Raw genomic sequence first — 22,146 nt, 5'->3', positions numbered from 1 at the left:
TGAAGTTCTAAGTTTAGAAAGGTGAATAAAATTGGCTGATCAAGTTCAAGAAAAGAAAAAACCTAAGAACATCGAAGATCTTAGCGGAGTAGGTCAAGCTGTATTAAATAAGCTAACGGATGCAGGATACTCCAGCCTCGAAGCAATAGCTGTAGCATCACCGCAAGATCTTAGTGTTGCAGCAGGAATTCCCCTAACCACTGCACAACGTATTATAAAAGAAGCTAGGGACGCATTGGATATAAGGTTTAAGACAGCTCTAGAGGTCAAAAAGGAGAGGATGAATGTTAGGAAAATAACTACCAGTAGTCAAGCTTTGGATGGATTATTGGGTGGTGGAATAGAGACTAGGACAATGACAGAATTTTTCGGAGAATTCGGATCTGGAAAGACGCAGATATGCCATCAAATATCTGTAAATGTGCAATTGCCTCCTGAAAAAGGCGGATTATCTGGAAAAGCAGTTTATATTGATACTGAAGGTACTTTTAGATGGGAAAGAATAGAATCTATGGCCAAGGCTGCTGGGCTAGATCCAGACACGGCTATGGATAATATATATTACATGAGAGCTATAAATTCGGATCACCAAATAGCTATAGGAGACGATTTGCAAGAATTTATAGCTAAAAATCCATCAGTAAAGGTCGTTATAGTTGATTCAGTTACTTCGCATTTTAGAGCAGAATATACTGGGAGAGAAAATTTGGCTGCAAGGCAACAGAAACTCAATAAGCATTTACATCAATTAACTAGGTTAGCAGAAATATATGATTTGGCAGTTATTATTACTAACCAAGTCATGGCAAGGCCAGATATGTTTTACGGAGATCCGACTGTTGCAGTAGGAGGTCATACGCTTTATCATGTACCTGGGATAAGAATTCAAGTTAAGAAAAGCAGAGGAAATAAAAGAATAGCTAGAATGGTAGATGCGCCGCATTTACCAGAAGGAGAAGTAGTATTTGCAATAACGGAAGAAGGAATTAGGGACGCAGAAGAATAATTTTTTAAAACTCCCAATATTTTCAATATTATGGATTTTCTATGGGCACCTTGGAGATCTAAATATGTAGCAGATTCATCTAAGAGCAAGAAAGAAGAAGGCTTTTGTATATTTTGTGAATTTCCTAAACAAAACTTAGATGAGAAGAATCTGATAGTATATAGAAGTAGGCATGCTTATATTATTCTTAATAGATTTCCTTATAATCCTGGTCATGTAATGATAGTACCTTATAGGCATGTCTCGTCAATAGATTTACTAGATAATAATGAAGCTCAAGATGTTTTTAGATTAATTAAAATTACATTATCGTCAATTAGAAAAATTTATTCACCTGATGGATTTAACATAGGTATAAACATCGGTAGGACTGCAGGTGCAGGCATTGAAGCTCATGTTCACGTTCACATTGTTCCTAGATGGAACGGTGATGCTAACTTTATGCCAGTATTGTCAAATACAAAAGTACTACCAGAGGATCTAGATACCACTTATGCAAAATTAAAAAAGACTATTAATGATATTATTAGTAATGAAGATTCTCTCGATCACTGAAAGCGTGATGAGGGCAGGGTTTACAGATGACGTATATAAAATACTTTGATGAAATAGTTAAGATTAAAGAAAGAATATCTCCGTATATTCATGAGACCCCATTAGATTACTCAACAACATTTTCAAGAATGGTAAATTCTAATGTTTATTTAAAGCTAGAAAATTTACAAAAAACCGGCTCATTTAAAGTTAGGGGAGCATTTTCTAAGTTACTTTCTTTATCTGATGAAGAGAAGAAGAGAGGAGTAATTGCTGTTTCTGCGGGAAACCATGCACAAGGTGTTGCATATGCTTCTAATGTTTTAGGAATCAGATCAGTAATAGTTATGCCTGAAACAGCTCCCATCTCAAAGTATCTATCCACAAAAGGTTATGGAGCGGAAGTTATACTTTATGGATCGTATTTGCACGAAAGTATGAGTAAAGCTGAAGAATTGATAAAGGAACGCAATTTAGTTTTAGTTCATCCATATGGTGATATTAACGTTATTTTAGGTCAAGGCACTCTAGGGTTAGAAACTTTATCGCAAATATCTCCTGATATAGTAGTAGTACCAGTAGGCGGAGGTGGTTTAATTTCTGGAATAGCTATAGCATTAAAAGCTAAAAATAGAAATATAAAAATAATAGGCGTTCAATCTTCCGCTTCTCCTTCTTTAAAAATTTCAAAAGATCTTGGTAGACTAACTGATATAGAGCCTTCATATTCAATAGCTGATGGAATATTAGTAAAAAATCCATCTGAACTTACTTTTGATATAATAAATGAGTTAGTGGATGATATTGTATTAGTTGATGATGATGAAATAGCATGTGCAATGTCCTTATTGCTAGAGAGGGCAAAGACACTTGTAGAAGGAGCCGGAGCTGCATCGTTGGCTGCAATACTTTCTTCAAAAATAAAACTTAATCCGTCTCAAAAAGTAGTTAGTATATTAAGTGGAGGAAATGTAGATCTTTCATTATTATCTCATATTATAGAGAAAAATCTTTATAAAATAAAGCGTATCGTAAAGGTGAAAGTAATAGTACCAGATAAGCCAGGATATTTGAATAAGGTTCTGAGTTATGTTGCTAAAATTAGGGGAAACATCATAGATGTTGTACATGATAGAATAAGTAGTGATGTAAAACCAGGATATACCAAGATATATGTAATGTTTGAAATATCTTCAACGAACGCTATAAGACAATTAATTCTTGATTTGGCAAAGGAAGGAATAGATGCAAAGATTGTAGATTAAATTTTTATTTTAGAGAAAAAACAAAGAGTGGGACCCACATGGAATTTACTATCTAGGACCTAAAGGAAGCTTTTCTCATGAAGCTGCTTTAAAAATTAGTGATGCTAAATATATAGAATCTCAGTCTATATCTGAAATATTTCATAGAATTAATTCTGAAGATAAGCTAGGGGTAGTTCCTATAGAGAATAGCTTAGAAGGCCCTGTTAATGAGACTTTAGATAATTTATTCGAGTATGATGATATATTTGTAAATAAAATTATACAGTTAAAAATTAATTTAGTCTTAGCTTCTAAAGAGAATATTAATATAAACAAGATAAAGAATATATATACTCATTTATATGCATATAAAGAGGCTCAAAATTCTCTTCTAGAACTAGGTGTTACAAATAATATAATACCAGTGGAAAGTACTTCTAAGGCAGCTTTATTAGCAATATCTGATCCTAATTCTGCTGCCCTATGCTCAGAGTTTGCTGCCAAGCTTTATGGATTAAAAATTTTAGTCAATGAAGTTCAAGATTATGATAGTAACATTACAAAATTTGCACTAATTTCAAAAAAGGTTAGTTTAACTGGTGAAAGATCTATAATGTTGTTTACTGTTCCAGATTTACCGGGGAGTTTATATAAGGTCTTAGAAAAATTTTATGTCCTTAGTAAAAACCTGAAAATGATATATTCAAGGCCAGTTAGAAGCATACCTTGGCATTATTATTTTTATATAGAGTATGAGGGTACTTTCGATAAAGATCTATTAAATGAGCTCAAAAAAGTAACAACTTCGCTCAAATTTAAGGGCAGTTATGACGTTACATGACAATTCCTGGCTTTAAATTTTCTAAACTAAACAGTAACATATAACTTTCCGCACTAGTTTCACCTATAACTTTCTTTACTGCATCGAAAATAACTTGTTTATCCTTACCATGTAGCATGCAGTAGCATAAGTAATCCCATGGCTTATTGCTTTCTCTTAAGACAACATGTGTAGCCTCATTTATGTGAAGCGCTATATTTTCACAAGCTTTCTCTATATTTCCTGTGTTAATAAGGAGCATTGCATTTTCCTTAATTCCTACTTTTTCGCCATTTAAAGTAGCTCCATAATCTTTTACTACATGCTTATCTTTTAACTCTTTAACTAAGTCTATTAGTTGCTCTTCCGTCATATTGAATCTTTCAGCAATATCTTTAAACGGATGCTCAGTAATGGGTAAAGGAACTGACAAAGCTTTTAGAAGTTCTTTACTTATACCTAGCTCTTCTGCAGTTGGTATTTTTTCTGGTAATGTCACATCCGTATTTTCACTCCATGAGATTCCTCTAATTATATCATACTTTACACTTAATTTGAGTGATTTCTTAGAATATAATATAACATAATCTTGTGCGTTAACCTCTTCCATTAAGTTTTTAATGTTGGAATTAAGTCTTTCTCTATTTTCTGCTTTTATAACAAGCCAAACATTATATTTTGGATGATTTCTTATGAAGTTGTGAGTTAATTCTCTGATACCTAGAGCTATTCTTCTATACTTTTCAAGATTCTCTAAAGGAATCTGTGCTGCAACTAACGCTCCTTCCATTCCTTTAGCTCTAAAATTTATGTACATACCAATTCTTTTTACTATCTCTTCATCAACAAGCTTTTTAATTCTCTCTATTGTCTCATCTTCCGATATATCAAGCTTTCTAGAAATCTCGTAAAATGGAGTAGGAGAATAAGGAAAATGATACTCTAATTCCATAAGTAGATTTTTATCAACTTCATCTAACTGCATATATAGTTCTTTATAATCTGAAATAAAAACGTTAGCTTAAACCTAGCTTATTTATAATTCCTCTTGCAGCTAAGATACCTGTTGCGGCAGCAACATTTATTCCTCTTGATAATCCTGCTCCATCGCCTGCTACGAATAAATTATCTACTACAGTCTCCATATTACTATCTACTACAGTCTTTACGCTATAATACTTAATTTCTGGAGCGTAAAGTAAAGTGTTAGAAGAGTAAATACCTGATGCTATATTATCTAATCTTTCTAATCCTTCTACAAGGTCTGAAATTATCCTATAAGGAAGACCCATACTTATATCTCCTGGAGTAACATCTCTGAGAGTTGGTTTGACAGTTGATCTGTTAATTCTCTCCCATGTGCTTCTTCTCCCTTTTTCAAAGTCTATAAGACGCTGAAGTATGGGTTTTTCACCGCCAAGTCTTGTCATAAGCCTTGCAATGCTCTTTCCGTATTCTATTGTATCTTCCAGTGGATCAGAAAGCTTTATTGTAGCTAAAAATGCGAAATTTGTATTATTACTTTTTCTATCAACATATGTTTCTCCATTCACACCTATAGTTCCATCGTCATAAACTTCCTTCATTATAAATCCTCTTGGATTTACACAGAATGTTCTAACTTTGTCGTCGTACTTTTTAGAATACATTATAATTTTTGGATCCCATACTGCTGTAGTCAGTTCATCCATGACAAAAGATTCTACTTCAACTCTTACCCCTATATCTAAAGGTCCAGGTACAGTATCTACGCCTAGTTTTTTAGTTTGTTCGTAGAACCATTTTGCTCCTGCTCTTCCTGGCGCAACTAAAACTATTTTTGATTCAATTTCTCCTTTACTTGTTTTCAGATTAAATGAATTCCCAGTCTTTTCTATTTGATATACATCTGTTAACTCAGAGATTTTTATTCCATTTTCCTCGACATAATTGGTTAAATTTTCTATTACTTGTGGGCTCTTATCTGTTCCAATATGTCTTTGCACTATCGGAACGAATTCTGCACCAACTTTTGCTGCTTTTTTTTGGATTTCCTTTGTTTTTTCAGGATCTGGTTTGAATAATCTATCCTTAGGAGCTCCAAATTTAATAAATGTGTCATCTACATAATTTATCAATTGTTGTGCTGCGTCCCAACTACGCATAAGCTCGTGTAAGTCTCCTCCTATATCTGGCCTTAGATTTATTATTCCGCTGCTAAAAGTTCCAGCTCCACCAATTCCGTAATTTATATGGCAGGGATTACAAAACGTACATTTTTCTTTTGGAGTTAGTAATGGGCAAGATCTTTTAGATGCTCTAACTCCTTTATCAACTAGCAATATTTTATACTCTTGATTTCCATGCAATGCATTAGTTAGTTCATATGCCGCAAATAAGCCAGCAGGCCCTCCACCAACTATTACCACATCATACATTTTATTCACCTAGTTTCTCTTTTCTAAGATCTATTGTATCTATAGCATCTTCTCCCGTACCTATGAGCGTTATAGGTACTTTAAGCTGATCTTCTATATCTTCTATCCATTTTTTAGCATTATTTGGCAATTTTTCATATTGTCTCACCTTATAGGCGTCTTTAAATAATGTATCTAGTTTTGTTATTGCTACTTGTGTTGCAGTATTTAGTTGAATTGCCTTCTTTGCTAGTTTTATATTAAAAGGCGCGGATCTTCTCTTTCTTCCAGTTACAGTAGCGATTTCAATTAGTCCTAGTTTTTCAGCTTCGTCTTCACTTAATTCTCCTTCTAGCGGTCCGTTTCCTACTCTGGTTACAAAAGATTTAAAAACGATTACTATATCCTTCACGTATTTCGGACCTATTCCAATCTCGCTAAGTATTCCAGACGACGTAGTATTTCTACTCGTTACATAAGGATATTCACCGTGATAGAGACTTAAATAAGTACCTTGAGTTCCTTCTGCCAAGATTTCATTTCCTTTTTCTATTTCCTCAATTAATGTATCTGGAACATCTATTACATATTTTGAGAGTTCAGGATAATCTTTTGCTAGTTTTAATATTCTTAATATTCTTTTAGCTTCTGCATAACCTACTCCTTGTCCTGTACTACCTACAGACTTCATTAGATTCTCATCGTTTCTTTCATCATAAATTTCCTTTTCAGTTATTATACCAACATGTGAATCCATAAAGAATCTATCTTCAGAATCTGTTTCCTTAAGCTCCTTAGCCAATTCAGATATAGAGGTCAATGCACCGGCTCCAAGCATTAATTTAGTCGACTTATTTACAAATGCTGAAGGAATTATTCTTATTTTCCATTTATTATTGTTATAACATACAGTATGTCCAGCATTTATAGATCCAGTTCTTACAGCAATACTAGGGGAATCCTTAAGTGATAAATAAGACGCTATTTTACCCTTTCCTTCATCTCCATAGAATCCTCCGACAAGAATATTAAGCATTTAGCACCGTTTTGTTAAATCTGCTCTCAAGGTATAAAAAATTCTCTAACGATAATCTGTAATTATCAATACATACTCTTACTTCTTTTAAATAATGTGTATTTACGTTTAATTATAATTAAAAAATAACCTTCTCTTCTAGGGATTTATTCATTGCTTCTTTGATTTCTACAGCTATTCTTCTACCTAGACTTATTGGTTTACCGAAATATAGTTTTGAATACTGACTACCTATGCCCATATAAGCATTAGTTCCTCCGCCTATTCTAGGCGCTACGTCAAAAACTACTACGTCTAAATCTGGGGTTACAGAGAGTTGTAATGTAAAAGCCCCTATTATCCCTGGGGGCTCAAGTTTTTGCGTAGCTTCTACAAACGAATATCCTATATTGAATAACTTTTCCAGCAAGCTTTCTCTTATTGTTGCAGGTTCATGGCCAACTTCTATAAGTCTGGGAGTTCTATTTAGGCTAAGCTGAATATCGGCAGGCAGTTTGTAGAATTCGTCCCAATCGCTTTGTATTCTCCTATCTATGCTAATAATTTCTGTTCTATTAAAAATTGGACTATAGAAGTAATTAACATTAAAATATGCTCCTAAGATGAATTCCTCTATAACCATTTCCTTTATACTTTCTTCATCTATTATTCCGTCTTTTTTTGCTTCGTCCAGCTTCTTATCGAAATCTTCCTTATTTTTTGCAAAAAAGAATCCTCTCTCTACACGTCTTTTAGATTCAGGAAGCTTAACTATAACAGCAGAATCTATATTATCCGGCCTATAAATTCTAGGCCTTCTGATTTTTGCTTCATCAAGTAATTTGTAATAATTCTTCTCTCCTTTTCTTTCTTCCCATCTAAGCATTTTTCTATTTCCAAAAAATTTTACTTTCATATTCTCTAAGTTGTCATAGCCCACGTAAACTGCAAGGCTTCTATTTGGTACAATAATAGCGTTTTCGTTAAGTAGTTTTTGCTGAACGTTTTCTGTAGGTATCTCCTTAAAATCATTTAATAAAACGCACTCATCAACTATTCTTTTGAATTCTAAATATGGTCTTTCTCTTCCTTTCTTGCACAATGCAATAGTATTAAACCCTTCGTCCTTAGCACCATCAAATACGTCCAATGCTGAATGACTTGCTAAGGCAGCTATCTTTATCAAGTTGTGATTTCACCAAGTTTATTTTCAAGCTTAGCTATTTTAATTTCTCTCGCAATCCTTCTACCTACGCTCATAGGCTCATCCCAATAAAGCCAGCTATATGGACTTCCTTCTACATATAAGTTTGTGCCAGCAACTATTCTTCCGGAAAACTCAAACACTACAATGTCTAAATTGTCTGTAACCACAGACTCTAGGCAGAATGGTCCTATCATACCTGGAGGAATACGTTCATTTACTGCATTCACAAAATTTTCCGCATATTCGAATGCTTTAGGTAATAGACTTTCTCTAGCTACAACCGGAATATTTCCTGCAACTACAAAAGTTGGCTCTACGTCTATAACATTTGTGGGCAATCTCCTTAGGCCGTCTACATTACTCTCATATCTGAGGTCCATTCCAGTTATTTCTACTCTTTTAAAAACAGGACTATAAAAGAATTGAAAATACATTGGGATGCCTATTATATACTCTTGGATTATTACCTCATCTGCTGATTTAATAAGCTTAGCAGAAAGTAATTTGCTAAGCCCTTCTTTTACTTCCTCCTTATTTTTTGCAATGAAATATCCTTTTCCTCCTTTAGCTCCAGGAAGCTTTACTATTACAAGTCTATCCACATCTTCAGGACTTTCAAAAGATTCTGGAATTTTTATTTCAGCCATCTTTAGTAAGCTCATTTTTTTATGCTGATTTGACTCCCATTCAAACAAATTCCTGTTCCCGAATATCGGAGTCCTAATCTTTTTCACTCTGTCCATTCCTAAATATTCTATAAGGCTTCCATGAGGTATGAATATTGTCTCTTCATCGTTTTTATTTATTAAATCTACTGCCTTATCTAAGTTATCGTAGCTTCTTATTTCATCTATAAAACTAAATCTTCTATAGAAATTTTCTCTATTCTTATCGCTTACCACAGCTGTCTTAAATCCATCCTTTTTTGCTCCATGTAGAATCTGTAAAGAAGAATGACTTCCCAGAGTGCTAATTATCATTTCGGCTAATACTAGTAAATAAAGATATTAAGTTTGATTTTAAGTAGATTTAGATGAGTATTTGTCCTTTAGACTGGAGATATGGAAGCAATGAAATGAGGAAGATTTTCTCTAGGGAGGGTATAATAAGGTATAGGATACAAGTAGAAATAGCATTACTTTACGCTTTAAAAGACTTAGGACATGTTTCACAAAAAGATATAAATACTGTAGAAAAAGTTTCAGAGAATATAGACCTAAATGAGATAGATAAGTTAGAAGAGAAACTAGGACATGATGTAATGGCTATGGTTGTATGGCTAGCAGACAAAGCGGGAGAAAGTGGTAGATTTCTCCATTTTGGTGCTACAAGTTATGATATAGTCGATACTGCATATGCTTTAATGTTTAGAGATGCATTAAATATCCTTGAAAGGAAATTATTACAGATTCTCGATATTCTTTCTCAAATGTCGATAAAATATAAAGATGTTATTATGATAGGGAGAACCCACGGTCAGCATGCGTTACCAATAACTTTAGGATTTAAATTTGCAAACTATCTTTATGATATCTCTAGGTCTTTAGAGAGAATAAAAGATACCGAAAAAAGACTTATAAAAGGTAAGTTTGCCGGTGCTGTAGGAACTATGGCTGCATGGGGTGATAAAGGAGATATAATTGAAGGAAAGGTTATGCAGAAACTGGGTTTGTTACCTCACGAAATTTCCACACAAGTTGCTCCTAGAGATGGTTTTGCTGAAATTATTTCAGATTTGGCAATTCTCGCATCGCAATTGGATAGGTTTGCATTAGAAGTCAGAGAACTAATGAGACCAGAAATAAGGGAAATAAGTGAAGGTGTAGGAAACAGAGTAGGAAGCAGCACAATGCCGCATAAAGAAAATCCTGTAACTGCAGAAAAGATAAGTGGATTAGCTAAAGTTATTAGAGGACTATGTTTGACAGAATTGGAGAATATACCTTTATGGCATGAGAGAGATTTAACTAACAGCTCGTCAGAACGTATAGTATTTTCTCACACTTTCCTAATAATTGATGAAATGTTGGATAGTACAATATCATTACTACATAATTTAATAATTTATCCTGAAAACATGAAGAAAAATATAGAAATAACTAAAGGTCTTGTCATGGCTGAAAGCTTAATGATTAATCTAACATTAAAAGGTATGCCTAGACATATTGCCCATGAACTATCTATGAAACTTTCTAGAGATGCTGAGAATAATGGACGCTCGTTACTGGAAGAAGCGATGGAAAATGATATAATTAAAAAATATTTTACAATTAACGAAATTAAAAAGATCCTAGATCCTAATAATTACCTAGGGAAAACAGATTATTTAATACAGAGAGCTATTAAGTACTATGAAAAGTTAAAAGAAGGATATAATTTAAAAATTCAGAATACCAATTCATAAATGCCGCCGTAGCTCAGCTGGTAGAGCGCCGGCCTCGTAAGGTTTAAGTCAAGAAAGCCGGCGGTCGCGGGTTCAAATCCCGCCGGCGGCTTCGGGGAGTTTGTATGAAGTTAAAAGATATAGGGGAGCATGACTTTATAAAAAGAAAATTATCGAAATTTTTAGGTAGTAATGTATTTTATGATGTTTACACAGAAGACGGTTTTACTTATAAAATAGATGGGTTTCAGTTATCTTATTTTTTCTCTTTTATGGATTATTATGATATAGGTTGGAAAGCAGTAACTGCAACTGTAAGTGATTTAATTTCATCTGGTTCTAAACCTAAGTTAATTTTATCATCGATAGGAATAAGTCCAGAAACTGAAGATAAACAACTCGAAGATTTATTTTATGGTATAATTAGCGCTACCGAGTATTATGAAGCAAAATATACAGGAGGCGATTTAAATAATTCAGAAAAAAACGGATGGGTTGATGTAACAGGAATAGGAACTCAAATCTGTAATGCAAAGAATAATCCAAATAATGGAGATATTATTATTATTTCTGACGAAATAGGCTTTACTTCGGAAGTTTTTATATCGTATCTAAATAATTTTAATATACCTATTCACGAAATATCTAAACTGAAGGTAAAGCACCCTGTAGTCAATAAAAATATACTTAATTTTTATAGAGAATTTTGTAGTTATATAATATCTTCCACAGATATAAGCGATGGATTACTTATTTCATTACAGAATCTATCTAGTAGATTAAATTATTCCATATTAATAGATGATTTTAATATTAATCCAGATATATATGAGAATTTGCATAAATATGGATATAAAATAGATGATGTCTTGAAATATTCTGGAGAAGAATTTTCTTCCCTATTCGTTGTAAAAAGAGAGAAAGCACAAGAAATAGTCAATTGGCTCAATTATTACAATTTTTCTCCAAAAATTATAGGAAAACTAGGAAAAAGAGATAGAAATGAAATAAAATACAAAGATAATACGTTAAATGTGTCAGGATGGGATAATTTTAAGGGCTGGTATTAACTGAATAAACCGGTTATTTGGAGAATATGTTTATATATTAACTAAGGTCATTAATGTCCTAGATGGTCAGATGGCACAAGTAGAGACTCAGAAGAAAGACGGAGGTTTTAGATTACTTCCAGCTCCTTCAAAATATGAGGATGGAGTAGTAAAATTTGGAGATAGAGAGATAAAAATTGGCGGTCCGTTACCTAAACTAGCGGAAAATGAGAAACTAATAAGAGTTACTCACTCTTTATGTCCAGTCTGTTATAGGCTATTGCCTGCAACCATATTTGAAAAAGACGAGAAAATGTACATAAGAAAAGTATGTCCTGAACATGGAGAATTTGAAGACTTATACTATGGAGACGTAGGAATGTATTATAAATTCGATTACTGGGAATATGAAGGCAAAGGACCTAAAGTACCTTATGTAGATTTGAAATCTCCTTGTCCATTTAACTGTGGGCTATGTCCAATGCATCATCAGCATTCAGCTTTAGTTAATTTAGTTATAACTAATAGATGCGATCAAGCTTGTTGGTATTGTTTCTTCTTTGCCGAGAAGGCAGGATACGTATTCGAACCAACATTAGAGCAGATAAAATTCATGGTTGACCAACTTAAGAGGCAAGATATTACTTTAGTTATACAAGTAACTGGTGGAGAACCTACATTAAGAGAAGACCTAGTAGAAATTACGAGGCTATTGAGAGAGTCAGGAGTTAAACATGTTCAGTTAAACACTTGGGGTGGTACATTCGCTAAACTTTACATGGAAGATCCAGATAAGGCTATTAAATATGCAACACAATTGAGAGAAGCAGGAGTTAATACTATATACATGAGTTTTGATGGAACAAATAGGAGGACTAATCCTAAAAACCACTGGGAAATTCCATATACTTTAGAAGTATTTAGAAGAGCAGGAATGACAAGCGTAGTTTTAGTACCTACAGTGATTAAGACTACCAATGATAACGATCTAGGCAATATTATAAGGTTTGCTGCGGAGAATATTGACGTTGTAAGAGCAATAAACTTCCAGCCTGTAAGCTTAACTGGAATGATGAAGAGAAATATGAGATCTAGATTCAGGATAACGATTCCAGAAATTATTAAAGATATAGAAGATCAAACTGACGGAGAAATTACAAGAGATAGCTGGTATCCTATAGGAACTTCAGTAGTATTCTCTAGGTTAGTAGAAGCATTAACAGGAAAGGAACAATTTGAAATGGCCAATCATCCAAGTTGTGGTGCAGGAACTTACGTATTTGTTGAGTGGAAGGAAGGTAAACCTCACTTCATACCATTATCAAAGTTTATAGATTTAGAGGGACTTTTAGAATACTTTAAAGAAAAATCTGAGGAATTAAAAGAAGGAGGAAATAAATACTGGGTAGGCTTGAAGATCTTGTACAACATTAGGAAGTTTATCGATAAAGAGAAAGGTCCTAAAGACTTCGACGTCTATAAGATGTTGTATAGCGTTATAGTTAATCATAACTACGAAGCTCTAGGAGAATGGCACTATAGGACATTATTCCTAGGTACAATGCACTTCATGGATCTGTATAATTATGATATACAAAGAGTGATGAGGTGTGATATACATTACGTAACTCCAGATGGCCGTGTAATTCCATTCTGCACCTATAACGTACTAAATGACTTATACAGAGACAAGATATTAAAAGAGTATCAAATACCTCTAGATGAATGGGTAAAGATACACGGAGAGAACAGTATTGGAGATGAAGTAAAGTATAAGAGAGTAGTGAGCAACCTAGAGAAAGGAGAAATATATAAAAGTACATATAAGGATTTCGTGTAAATCATTATTTTTTTATCGTGTGATTTCTATATATTAGGTGAACTTCTTCTCCGCACTCGCAAATTTTTACATCTTTTAATTTTAGTTTTGGGGACTCTTTACCTAGGAAACCTTCACCGTTTGCTAAACTTACACCGTTACCAAATATTCTTGGAGATATTGTAACTCTTAGTTCATTAAAACAGTTCTCCTTAATTATGCTCCATATTAATTTTCCTCCGCCTTCTACCATGATCTTATGGACATTGAAATTGCATTCTAGATCTGACATGATATTGCACATATTAATATTATTTAGCCTTCGTATAATAACTCCTTTTTCTTTCAATTTATTTTCAATTTCCACATTTGCAGAAGTAGACGTGTATATCATAGTCTGTGGTAGCGTATTGAATATTCTATAGCTTATATCAAAATTTAGGCTATTGGAAACTATTACTCTAATAGGATTTTTACCGTTGGTATATTTTAGAGTTAGAGAAGGGTTGTCTACACGTACGGTATTTCCTCCCACCATTATAGCGTCAACTTCTGATCTAAGAATATGTTGTCGTAATTTGTCGTATTTGCAACTTAATTGACTATAGTAATCTTTTGATGCTAATTTTCCATCTATCGTTATAGTTGAGAAAATTATTATATACATGTCTTATCTTATAACTTGAAGTTCTTTAAACCATACGCGAATATTACATTTATCACGAATTTTGCATTCTACGCAGCAACGATAACAAGCGTTAATTTTTTTCACACTGCAGTATTTTACTTCTCTTAATTCTCCACAGGAATCACAAATTTGCTCATAAACCATTCTTATTGCACCTTTATACATCCATTAATTCCGCATACGTATTTAACTTCATTGCCATATGGGGAGAGTGTCTTGTTATTTCCTACAAAAAGGAAATTCTTCCATTTAACTATTATTGAACCATTTGTAGGAACCTTAGAATTAATTATTTTTATATTGTCAATACAATTCACATATCCTTTAAGCTCCAATGAAACATTTACTGGAGTATAACTAAGATTATTGCATTCTCCGTGTCTTATGCTGATTGAATCTGGATAGTGTGCAATTATCTTTATCCCTAGCGTCTGGTAAATATACCATGCCCCTCCACTAACTGATTTACAACAACTGGTTAAGATAATATATCTAGGTCTTTTACCTTTTGTTATTTCTAGGATATCCATTATCTCGGAATTTCCTATGTCCTCAGTAGTATCTATTATGAAAAAATCGTTTTCAGTATTTATAATATATATTCCATTATTAAGAGTATATACTCCGTTTCCTAGGTATGCGAACGTCATATGTTGAATATCACTTGAATATTCTCATCTTTAAGATACTTTATATTATTCAAATTACCTACTATAACTAATATTCCTACTACTCTAACATTGGCTTTTTGAAGAAGCTTTATAGAAGAGCTTATAGTTTTGCCTGACTTAATAACATCATCTACTATTAATATCTTATCGTTTTTCTTTATCAAATCCTTTCTTAAATATATGTTATTAACAACACTATCAGTTTCTTTCAGACTTTCTTCATAATATTCTAAATTGATAGAATCTTTATGTTTTTTTGCTATCAATAGAGGCTTATCTAATATTAGAGACACAACAGTAGCGAAAGGTACTCCGTTTGTGGCTATACTAAAGATCTTATCTACATTATCTTGATGTATTATTTTTGTGAGATAAAGTTCTAAAATTAATTTTAATAAATTCGGATAAAGTAATAATTGTGAAGAATCTATATAGCCGTCTTCTAGAACTTTAATTTTATTTTTGAAAAATTTCAATAGAAATTCCTTATTTTTAATTTTTGAAACTATTTCCATGCTCTGTAAGTCACTAGGTACAGTATTCCCGTTTACATATCTACAAATAAGTGTTTCTTGAATTCCAAATATTTCTGAAAGCTCTTTATATGTGTATGAATTTTTAAGTTCCCTAAGTATATCAATAGCTAATAATCTATTTCTAATCTCTTTATCTTTAGTAACTTTAATCATTTTATCTTTCCCCAATCTTATATTACTTAGATGAGCTACAACTTAAGTTCTGAAAAATGATGATAGACCCACGCTGCGATTAAATATTCTGAATTTTTTCTTTTAGTAATTGATTTGTTAAATACGGATCGGCCTTGCCCTTAGTCTTTTTCATTACCTTACCTACAAGATAGTTTATAATCTTTGGATCTTTTTTAGCAGCTAATGCTGCATCTTTATCTTCTTCTAATACTTCCTCTATTATTTTTTCTAGGTACTCTTTATCGGTTATCACATTTAATTTCTCTTTCTCAATTATCTCTCTTGGGTTTTTCCCTTCAAGAATTATTTGAGGTAAAATTTCCTTCACAATCTTTATTGAGATCACTCCTTTATCCATCATATTCATAAGCTCAGCTAAAGCCTCTGGCGTAGCCTTAGAATCCGTGACTCTTAAGTTCTTATCATTTATCCATCTTAAATAATCATTTATTATAACGTTAGCCAATTTTTTATAGTTATCATATAATTTTGTAGCCTTCTCAAATAAATCAGCAAGTGCCTTATCAGAAACTAATACTTCTGCATCGTATTCAGTGATGCCATACGTTTCCACTATTCTTTTTTGTCTAGCATCTGGAAGCTCTGGCATTAACTCTTTTATTTTTCTTATATAATCTTCAGTTATCTCATATGGAGGTAAGTCTGGGTCTGGGAAATATCTATAATCTTCTTCAGATTCCTTTAATCTAATTGGAACAGTAACTTTTCTTTCAGCATCCCAATGTCTTGTCTCTCTAATTACCTTTAATCCTTGAGAAATAGCGGCTTTCTGCCTAGCAACCTCATATTTTATTGCATCTTCAACATCTCTGATTGAACCGACGTTCTTTACTTCTACTCTTTCTCCCCCTTCTACTGAAACATTAACGTCAGCTCTCATTGAGCCTTCAATTTCACAGTTGCATACATCTAAGTGCTCTAAAATCGACCTTAATTTATTTAAAAATTCTCTAGCCTCCTTAGGTTGTTCGAGATCTGGTTCAGTCACTATTTCCAGAAGTCCTATACCAGATCTATTATAATCTAGAAGAGTATATTTACTAGTTAACATTGAGCCTGAGGGATAAACAGATTTTGCAGGATCCTCTTCGATATTTATTCTTCTTATTCTTATTTTCTTATTACCTAAGTTAATGTATCCGGCTTTAGCTATTGCCATACTACCAGGGCCGTCATATTGGGAAATCTGATAATTTTTTGCCATATCGGGATAAAAATAATGTTTTCTATTAAATATTAAATAGGGGGCTATCTCGCAGTTAAGAGCTATTGCAACCATTACGGCTTTTTTGAGAGCTTCTTCATTTAGCACTGGAATTGCACCAGGCAAACCTAAGCAAACTGGACAAACTACAGTATTAGGTTCTTTTCCAACATAATCTGTAGGGCAAGAGCAGAATAATTTAGTTTTTAGTGAATTTAAATGAACGTGAACTTCTAGACCTATCTTCGGCATTTTTATCACTCTATAACCTAAATGCATGCGGTAATAAATCATTTAACTTAAATTTTATCACGTTACTATCCTTATCAAGAGTTATTATATGTATATTGTTAGAAAATTCTGCCAATACTTGTCTACATGCTCCACATGGCATTATACCTTTTCCTTCAGATGTTATTATAGCAATCTTCTTGAACTTCTTATATCCATTGCTGACAGCGTTAAAAACTGCGACTCTTTCAGCACATATTGAGAGCCCATAGGACGAGTTTTCCACATTAGTTCCGGTAAATATTTTGCCATCTTCAGTTAGTAGCGCTGCGCCTACGTGAATATTTGAATATGGAGCATAAGAGTTTCTTGCAGCATTTCTAGCAATTTCCAATAATTTCTCATCCGAAAGATCTGTCTCCTGCATCTCCTAACCCCGGAACTATATAGCCTTTATTATTTAACTCTGGATCTATTGATATTGTGAAAAAGTATACTTGTGGATACAGTTCTAAGATTCTTTTTACACCATACTCCGAGGCTATTACTGACGCAATATAAATTCTCTTAGGATCCTCCTTAGCAACTTTTTCTAGAACTTTTAGCATTGTACTTGCAGTTGCCACCATTGGATCACTTATTATTACGTTATCTATACCTTTTCTAATTTCAGGGATTTTTTCATAAAAAATTTCTACCTCCATTTCCTTTGGAGGTTCCTTTCCTTCAAATTCTTTCCTTCTAGCAGTCACAACTCCTTGTCTAGCTGCAGGAAAAGCTTTAAGTAGACCTTCTACTAGTGGTGTTGCGGCCCTTAAGATGTTTATAATAATTACGTTTTCTAAATCATAAATTCTGACTCCTTTGGTTTTTACACCTAACGGCGTTTCAACTTCTATTATGTCGTAATCCATGATGTTAGCTATTTCGTAACCTATTAATCTTCCTAGTCTTACTAAGCCCTTTCTGAAATTGACTTGATCAGTGTCTTTATTCCTGATTTGTGTTAATATATGTAAAGAAAGAGGAGAAGATAACAAAAATAGAGGCATGAATTTACCTCTTTGTGGTTAACTTTCTTGCTTCTCTTTCAGTCTCTCTGAGAATTACTATGTCGCCTAATCTTACTGGGCCTTTTATGTTTCTAGTTAATATTCTTCCTTTGTCTCTACCTTCTAAAACTCTAACTCTAACTTGGGTAACTTCTCCAGTTACTCCAGTTCTATCCAATATCTGTATAACTTCCGCAGGAAATCCAAACTCCTCTATTATAGGAGACGTTTCAGCTTTTTTCTCACTCATATCTGATCAGTATAATAACTTAAGCAATTCACTTAAATACTTCACTCAAAAATTTAAGTGGGTAAAAATGCCTCCAGTAACTCACAAGTGTAGCTTTTGTGGTAAAGAAATTAGGCCTGGAACCGGTTTAATGTATGTTATGAATGATGGCACGATTTTATGGTTCTGTTCCAGCAAATGCAGAAAATATATGTTAAAATATCATAGAGATCCAAGAAAATTAAAATGGACATCATCGTATATGAGGGTTAGATAATGGTAAGCCAATTAGAGTTTGTAATGATAAAACCCGATGGTGTAAAGAGAAGGCTAATAGGAGAGATAATAAGCAGATTTGAGAAGAGAGGTTTAAATATTATAGCAATGAAAATGCTAAGAATTTCCAGAGAAACCGCAGAAAAATTGTATGAAGAACATAAGGGTAAATCGTTCTTCGAGGATCTAATATCTTACATAACTTCCGGTCCAGTAGTTTGCATGGTAATAGAAGGGGATGAAGCAGTGGGCGTTATAAGGAAAATGATAGGCGCTACTGATCCTAAAGAAGCTTTACCAGGAACTATAAGAGGAGATTATGCATTAAGCAAAGGAGAAAACGTAATACATGCTTCAGATTCTCCTGAGAAGGCCAAAAAAGAAATGTCATTATTTTTCGAGGATATACAGTTACAGCTTAATAGTCAAACCATATAAAGGATCTTCTACTCTTTTTATCCTAATTAATTCTTGTATTACTTCTTTCATGTCGTCTGTTATTGTATCTTTGTAATTGTTAACTAGAATTTCTAAATCTTCTTTAGGTACATCAGTATAAAGAATGTCTCCTTCATTTATCTGCCTTCCAACCATTATATTGCCTTTAATCGAAATTGCAACTTCCATACCTTTAGTAGCTTTATCTAGTGTTTTTTTATTATCTTGTATTTGTAGAATTTCCCCAATTTTTTTACCGCTATCGTTAATTAATGGAAATTTAGGTTTAACTATTCCTCCCTCAATTTCTACTCCAACAATTACTGGGTCACTTCTTCTAAACACAAAACCCGGTAGAATCTTTATCTTTCCAGGAAGTATTAAACTATCATAAGTTCTTCTCTTCTTTCTCTCTCTTACGTCATTAATTTGCTTTTCCACTTCGTCTATTAACTGATATATTATATCATTATAGATAATTTTAATCTTAGATGTATCCAGATTTCCTATAGGCTTAACTCTAAATGCTGCTATTATTCTATATTCTTCCTCTTCTTTACCAGCTAACTCAGCTTCCACTATATCTCTTTTAGTTATAGGTCCTATATCTGCAAGTCTTACCGGTATACCTCTTTTCTCCAATGCGGTGATAATTGATTCTAATACCCCTAAGCTATCCGCTTTTACAACTATTCCTTTTACATCTTTAGAGAATCTAATTTTTGACAGTTCTTCCTCAATTATCTTTTTGTAATCTCCTATTTTACTATCATCTTCAGCGACATACAAAGGAGATCCAGCTAAAGCTTCCTCAAGATTTGGAGCCGAAATCTTTACACCTGCAGCTGCAGATACTTCATCAACAGATCTATATCCACTCTTCGCAAGTCTCATGTCTTGCAATGGGGCAGGAAGCAAGATTCCTCTTACTTTAGTTACAATAATTCCGTTAAGTCCTCCAAGAACTATGGTATCATTCTTATGCAAAATTCCATCATAAATTATCACATCTACAGTATGCCCTATGCCAGGATCTTCTTTAACCTCTAAAATTACACCTTTTGCTGGTCCTTCAACAAACTTTAATTTGCCCTGCATATAACGCTGGGTTAAACCAGCTAACATTGCTAATAATTCAGGTATTCCTTCTCCAGTTTTTCCAGAAACTGGTATTATTGCAACGTATTTTGTAAAATCCTTAACTCTGTCAAACCTATCAGCATTAAAGTTCTCAGTAGCTAATTGTATTACGATGTTATAGACTAGCTCGTCTAGCTTTTTCTGTACAGTGGGACTTTGTTTCTGTAAACTAAAAAGGAATGGTTCGTTTTCATAAGGCTTCCATCCAGGTATGCGATCTATTTTATTGGCTGCTACTAAAAATGGAACTTTCCTTTCTTTTAAAATCTCTATTGATTCATAAGTCTGCTTTTGAAAACCTTCCATGATATCAACTACTAAGATGGCTATGTCAGCAACGCTTCCTCCTCTTCTTCTAAGATTAGAGAATAATTCATGCCCTGGAGTATCAATAAAAAGCAAGCCCGGAATTTCCAATTTTATAGGTATTACATTCTTTAACGGTTCTGCAGTCTTTGCTATCACAGAAGTAGGAACAAAGCTTGCTCCTACTTCTTGAGTCATTTCTCCAGGCTCTTTTTTAACCATAGCCGTACCTCTTATTTTATCTAACAAAGTTGTCTTTCCATGGTCTACATGTCCTAGAACAACTACTATTGGTTGTCTTAATTTAGGCAAATAGATCACCGTGACATAGATTACTTTAATTTTATGTTATTATTTTTAAGCTCACATTCTCTTGATATAATGGGTTGTAAGTTTGGATTATGACAAGTTAGCAATTGAAGTTTCGTCCAAGTATAAAGGCAAAATTCAAGTACTACCTAAGGTTCCTATAAAATCACTAGACGATTTTGCAATTTTATACACTCCTGGAGTTGCCGCAGTCTCTAAAGAAATAAACAAAAATCCTGACTTATCATTTCAATATACCTATAGATGGAATTCCATAGCAGTAGTAACTGACGGAACTAGAGTTTTAGGATTAGGAAACATAGGACCAGAGGCTGCAATGCCAGTCATGGAAGGTAAAGCACTTTTGTTTAAATATCTTGGAGGTGTTGATGCAGTACCACTACCTATAGGTACTAAAGACCCAGACAAAATCATAGAGACAGTAAAAATTTTGGAGCCAGCTTTTGGAGGAATAAACCTAGAAGATATAGAATCTCCTAAATGTTTTTACATATTGGATAAGTTAAGAGAGGAACTTCATATTCCAGTGTGGCACGATGATCAACAAGGTACGGCTGGAGCTACATTAGCAGGACTTATTTCTGCATTAGAGATAGTAGGTAAATCTCCTACTAAGATTAAGATAGTATTTTATGGAGTTGGAGCAGCAAATATTGCTACAGCACGCTTATTGAAGTCGTATGGAATACCTTATTCTAATATGATACTTGTAGATACTAAAGGCCCATTATATAAGGGAAGGGATGATGAGGAAGAAATAAAGAATACAAACCCATGGAAGTACGAATTACTTAAGGAATCAAATAAGGATAATGCTACTACTATAGAGCAAGCATTTGAAGGAGCAGATGTATTAATAGCAGCTTCAAAACCTGGTCCTCACACTATAGATCCCAGGCTAATATCTAAGATGAATAAGGACTCTATAGTATTTGCCTTAGCTAACCCTGTTCCTGAAATATTACCTGATGAGGCTAAGAAAGCAGGAGCTAGAATCGTTGGAACTGGAAGAAGTGATTTTCCAAATCAGATTAATAATTCGCTTATATTTCCAGCAGTTTTTAGAGGAGCTTTAGATGTCAGAGCAAAGACTATTACTGATGATATGGTAATAGCGGCAGCTAGAGAGCTTTCAGCGTTTGCTAGGGAAAAAGGACTTTCGGAGGATTATATTATACCAAAAATGACTGAATGGGAAGTTTATCCAAGAGTTGCAGCATCAATAGGAATTAAAGCAATTCAACAAGGAATAGCTAGAGTTAATTTAAGTTATGAAGAAATATATAATAATGCAAGACAAATGATAGAGAACGCTAGAAAACTACTTGCTTCATTAGCTTAAACCTTATATATTACATTACAGAAAGCCTTTTT

At 33.5% G+C, this 22,146-nt stretch carries 23 protein-coding genes and 1 tRNA gene; 11 read left to right on the top strand and 13 right to left on the bottom strand.

The window, feature by feature from the left end; genetic code table 11:
• Positions 1-31: 31 nt before the first annotated feature.
• From radA to HS5_RS10710, 4 genes are read left to right on the top strand one after another with little or no spacing between them, the layout of a single operon-like run.
• Positions 32-1,006, top strand: coding sequence for a DNA repair and recombination protein RadA (gene radA, locus HS5_RS10725; RefSeq protein WP_236751381.1), 975 nt, complete (start codon positions 32-34; stop codon positions 1,004-1,006).
• Between the two features lie 30 nt (positions 1,007-1,036).
• Positions 1,037-1,561: an HIT domain-containing protein gene (locus HS5_RS10720; RefSeq protein ID WP_236751380.1), complete on the top strand. Its 525-nt coding sequence runs from the start codon at positions 1,037-1,039 to the stop codon at positions 1,559-1,561.
• A gap of 26 nt (positions 1,562-1,587) precedes the next feature.
• Complete coding sequence (ilvA, locus tag HS5_RS10715) at positions 1,588-2,805, top strand: threonine ammonia-lyase (protein ID WP_236751379.1); 1,218 nt, start codon at positions 1,588-1,590, stop codon at positions 2,803-2,805.
• A gap of 43 nt (positions 2,806-2,848) precedes the next feature.
• On the top strand, positions 2,849-3,628 hold the full coding sequence (locus HS5_RS10710; RefSeq protein WP_256445591.1) for a prephenate dehydratase domain-containing protein: 780 nt from the start codon (positions 2,849-2,851) through the stop codon (positions 3,626-3,628).
• Here HS5_RS10710 and HS5_RS10705 read toward each other — a convergent pair.
• The 5 genes from HS5_RS10705 to HS5_RS10685 form a co-directional block, all read right to left on the bottom strand.
• Positions 3,621-4,592, bottom strand: coding sequence for an Lrp/AsnC family transcriptional regulator (locus HS5_RS10705; protein WP_236751378.1), 972 nt, complete (start codon positions 4,590-4,592; stop codon positions 3,621-3,623). The genes HS5_RS10710 and HS5_RS10705 overlap by 8 nt on opposite strands.
• A gap of 31 nt (positions 4,593-4,623) precedes the next feature.
• The gene (locus HS5_RS10700) at positions 4,624-6,024 is read right to left on the bottom strand and encodes an NAD(P)/FAD-dependent oxidoreductase (RefSeq protein WP_236751377.1); all 1,401 of its coding nucleotides are present in this window, start codon (positions 6,022-6,024) and stop codon (positions 4,624-4,626) included.
• Between the two features lies 1 nt (position 6,025).
• Positions 6,026-7,039: an adenylosuccinate synthetase gene (locus HS5_RS10695; RefSeq protein ID WP_236751376.1), complete on the bottom strand. Its 1,014-nt coding sequence runs from the start codon at positions 7,037-7,039 to the stop codon at positions 6,026-6,028.
• A gap of 118 nt (positions 7,040-7,157) precedes the next feature.
• Entirely contained in the window at positions 7,158-8,204 is a 1,047-nt protein-coding gene (locus tag HS5_RS10690; protein ID WP_236751375.1) for a formate--phosphoribosylaminoimidazolecarboxamide ligase family protein, read from the bottom strand.
• Positions 8,201-9,205, bottom strand: a complete 1,005-nt coding sequence (locus HS5_RS10685; protein WP_236751374.1) for a formate--phosphoribosylaminoimidazolecarboxamide ligase — start codon at positions 9,203-9,205, stop codon at positions 8,201-8,203. The genes HS5_RS10690 and HS5_RS10685 overlap by 4 nt, the downstream gene beginning before the upstream one ends.
• Positions 9,206-9,258: 53 nt before the next feature.
• Between HS5_RS10685 and purB the strand changes: the two genes are divergently transcribed.
• The 4 genes from purB (at position 9,259) to tes (ending at position 13,497) form a co-directional block, all read left to right on the top strand.
• Positions 9,259-10,629 carry an adenylosuccinate lyase gene (gene purB / locus HS5_RS10680; protein ID WP_236751373.1) on the top strand — a complete coding sequence of 457 codons (1,371 nt, stop codon included), beginning with the start codon at positions 9,259-9,261 and terminating at the stop codon, positions 10,627-10,629.
• Positions 10,630-10,631: 2 nt separating this feature from the next.
• Positions 10,632-10,720 (top strand) — tRNA-Thr (locus HS5_RS10675).
• A 13-nt stretch (positions 10,721-10,733) separates the two neighbouring features.
• A complete protein-coding gene (locus HS5_RS10670; protein WP_236751372.1) occupies positions 10,734-11,678 on the top strand; it encodes an AIR synthase related protein in 945 nt (314 codons plus the stop codon).
• 70 nt (positions 11,679-11,748) lie between these two features.
• A complete protein-coding gene (tes, locus tag HS5_RS10665) occupies positions 11,749-13,497 on the top strand; it encodes a tetraether lipid synthase Tes (protein ID WP_236751371.1) in 1,749 nt (582 codons plus the stop codon).
• Between the two features lie 4 nt (positions 13,498-13,501).
• Here tes and HS5_RS10660 read toward each other — a convergent pair whose 3' ends face one another.
• The 7 genes from HS5_RS10660 to HS5_RS10630 form a co-directional block, all read right to left on the bottom strand.
• Entirely contained in the window at positions 13,502-14,143 is a 642-nt protein-coding gene (locus tag HS5_RS10660) for a 2,5-diamino-6-(ribosylamino)-4(3H)-pyrimidinone 5'-phosphate reductase (protein WP_236751370.1), read from the bottom strand.
• A gap of 167 nt (positions 14,144-14,310) precedes the next feature.
• The gene (locus tag HS5_RS10655; protein ID WP_236751369.1) at positions 14,311-14,814 is read right to left on the bottom strand and encodes an MBL fold metallo-hydrolase; all 504 of its coding nucleotides are present in this window, start codon (positions 14,812-14,814) and stop codon (positions 14,311-14,313) included.
• On the bottom strand, positions 14,811-15,524 hold the full coding sequence (locus HS5_RS10650; protein ID WP_236751368.1) for a phosphoribosyltransferase family protein: 714 nt from the start codon (positions 15,522-15,524) through the stop codon (positions 14,811-14,813). The genes HS5_RS10655 and HS5_RS10650 overlap by 4 nt, the downstream gene beginning before the upstream one ends.
• A gap of 79 nt (positions 15,525-15,603) precedes the next feature.
• Positions 15,604-17,022, bottom strand: coding sequence for an Asp-tRNA(Asn)/Glu-tRNA(Gln) amidotransferase subunit GatB (gene gatB, locus HS5_RS10645; RefSeq protein ID WP_236751367.1), 1,419 nt, complete (start codon positions 17,020-17,022; stop codon positions 15,604-15,606).
• 10 nt (positions 17,023-17,032) lie between these two features.
• Entirely contained in the window at positions 17,033-17,428 is a 396-nt protein-coding gene (gene cdd / locus HS5_RS10640) for a cytidine deaminase (RefSeq protein WP_236751366.1), read from the bottom strand.
• Complete coding sequence (upp, locus tag HS5_RS10635; RefSeq protein ID WP_236751365.1) at positions 17,403-18,053, bottom strand: uracil phosphoribosyltransferase; 651 nt, start codon at positions 18,051-18,053, stop codon at positions 17,403-17,405. Before upp ends, cdd begins: the two co-directional genes overlap by 26 nt.
• 4 nt (positions 18,054-18,057) lie before the next feature.
• Positions 18,058-18,303 (bottom strand): 30S ribosomal protein S28e, encoded by a 246-nt coding sequence (locus HS5_RS10630; protein ID WP_048054556.1) that lies wholly within the window; start codon positions 18,301-18,303, stop codon positions 18,058-18,060.
• A gap of 67 nt (positions 18,304-18,370) precedes the next feature.
• On the opposite strand from HS5_RS10630, the gene HS5_RS10625 reads away from it, so the two are divergent.
• Entirely contained in the window at positions 18,371-18,559 is a 189-nt protein-coding gene (locus HS5_RS10625) for a 50S ribosomal protein L24e (protein WP_236751364.1), read from the top strand.
• On the top strand, positions 18,559-18,996 hold the full coding sequence (gene ndk, locus HS5_RS10620; RefSeq protein ID WP_236751363.1) for a nucleoside-diphosphate kinase: 438 nt from the start codon (positions 18,559-18,561) through the stop codon (positions 18,994-18,996). The genes HS5_RS10625 and ndk overlap by 1 nt, the downstream gene beginning before the upstream one ends.
• Here the strand turns inward: ndk and infB are convergent.
• Positions 18,970-20,763, bottom strand: a complete 1,794-nt coding sequence (infB, locus tag HS5_RS10615; protein WP_236751362.1) for a translation initiation factor IF-2 — start codon at positions 20,761-20,763, stop codon at positions 18,970-18,972. The genes ndk and infB overlap by 27 nt on opposite strands.
• 73 nt (positions 20,764-20,836) lie before the next feature.
• Between infB and HS5_RS10610 the strand changes: the two genes are divergently transcribed.
• Positions 20,837-22,114 carry an NADP-dependent malic enzyme gene (locus HS5_RS10610; protein ID WP_236751361.1) on the top strand — a complete coding sequence of 426 codons (1,278 nt, stop codon included), beginning with the start codon at positions 20,837-20,839 and terminating at the stop codon, positions 22,112-22,114.
• Positions 22,115-22,146 lie beyond the last annotated feature (32 nt).

Origin of the sequence: Acidianus sp. HS-5 (assembly GCF_021655615.1) — an archaeon.
Lineage (GTDB): Archaea > Thermoproteota > Thermoprotei_A > Sulfolobales > Sulfolobaceae > Acidianus.
This window is presented reverse-complemented; position numbering and strand designations above follow the sequence as displayed.

Coding starts and splice junctions, on each gene's coding strand:
- HS5_RS10720 (WP_236751380.1), top strand. CDS start 1,037: ATGGATTTTCTATGGGCACCTTGGAGATCTAAATATGTAGCAGATTCA.
- ilvA (WP_236751379.1), top strand. CDS start 1,588: ATGACGTATATAAAATACTTTGATGAAATAGTTAAGATTAAAGAAAGA.
- HS5_RS10705 (WP_236751378.1), bottom strand. CDS start 4,592: ATGCAGTTAGATGAAGTTGATAAAAATCTACTTATGGAATTAGAGTAT.
- HS5_RS10700 (WP_236751377.1), bottom strand. CDS start 6,024: ATGTATGATGTGGTAATAGTTGGTGGAGGGCCTGCTGGCTTATTTGCG.
- HS5_RS10695 (WP_236751376.1), bottom strand. CDS start 7,039: ATGCTTAATATTCTTGTCGGAGGATTCTATGGAGATGAAGGAAAGGGT.
- HS5_RS10685 (WP_236751374.1), bottom strand. CDS start 9,205: ATGATAATTAGCACTCTGGGAAGTCATTCTTCTTTACAGATTCTACAT.
- purB (WP_236751373.1), top strand. CDS start 9,259: ATGAGTATTTGTCCTTTAGACTGGAGATATGGAAGCAATGAAATGAGG.
- HS5_RS10670 (WP_236751372.1), top strand. CDS start 10,734: ATGAAGTTAAAAGATATAGGGGAGCATGACTTTATAAAAAGAAAATTA.
- tes (WP_236751371.1), top strand. CDS start 11,749: ATGGCACAAGTAGAGACTCAGAAGAAAGACGGAGGTTTTAGATTACTT.
- HS5_RS10660 (WP_236751370.1), bottom strand. CDS start 14,143: ATGTATATAATAATTTTCTCAACTATAACGATAGATGGAAAATTAGCA.
- HS5_RS10655 (WP_236751369.1), bottom strand. CDS start 14,814: ATGACGTTCGCATACCTAGGAAACGGAGTATATACTCTTAATAATGGA.
- HS5_RS10650 (WP_236751368.1), bottom strand. CDS start 15,524: ATGATTAAAGTTACTAAAGATAAAGAGATTAGAAATAGATTATTAGCT.
- gatB (WP_236751367.1), bottom strand. CDS start 17,022: ATGCCGAAGATAGGTCTAGAAGTTCACGTTCATTTAAATTCACTAAAA.
- cdd (WP_236751366.1), bottom strand. CDS start 17,428: ATGCAGGAGACAGATCTTTCGGATGAGAAATTATTGGAAATTGCTAGA.
- upp (WP_236751365.1), bottom strand. CDS start 18,053: ATGCCTCTATTTTTGTTATCTTCTCCTCTTTCTTTACATATATTAACA.
- HS5_RS10630 (WP_048054556.1), bottom strand. CDS start 18,303: ATGAGTGAGAAAAAAGCTGAAACGTCTCCTATAATAGAGGAGTTTGGA.
- HS5_RS10625 (WP_236751364.1), top strand. CDS start 18,371: ATGCCTCCAGTAACTCACAAGTGTAGCTTTTGTGGTAAAGAAATTAGG.
- ndk (WP_236751363.1), top strand. CDS start 18,559: ATGGTAAGCCAATTAGAGTTTGTAATGATAAAACCCGATGGTGTAAAG.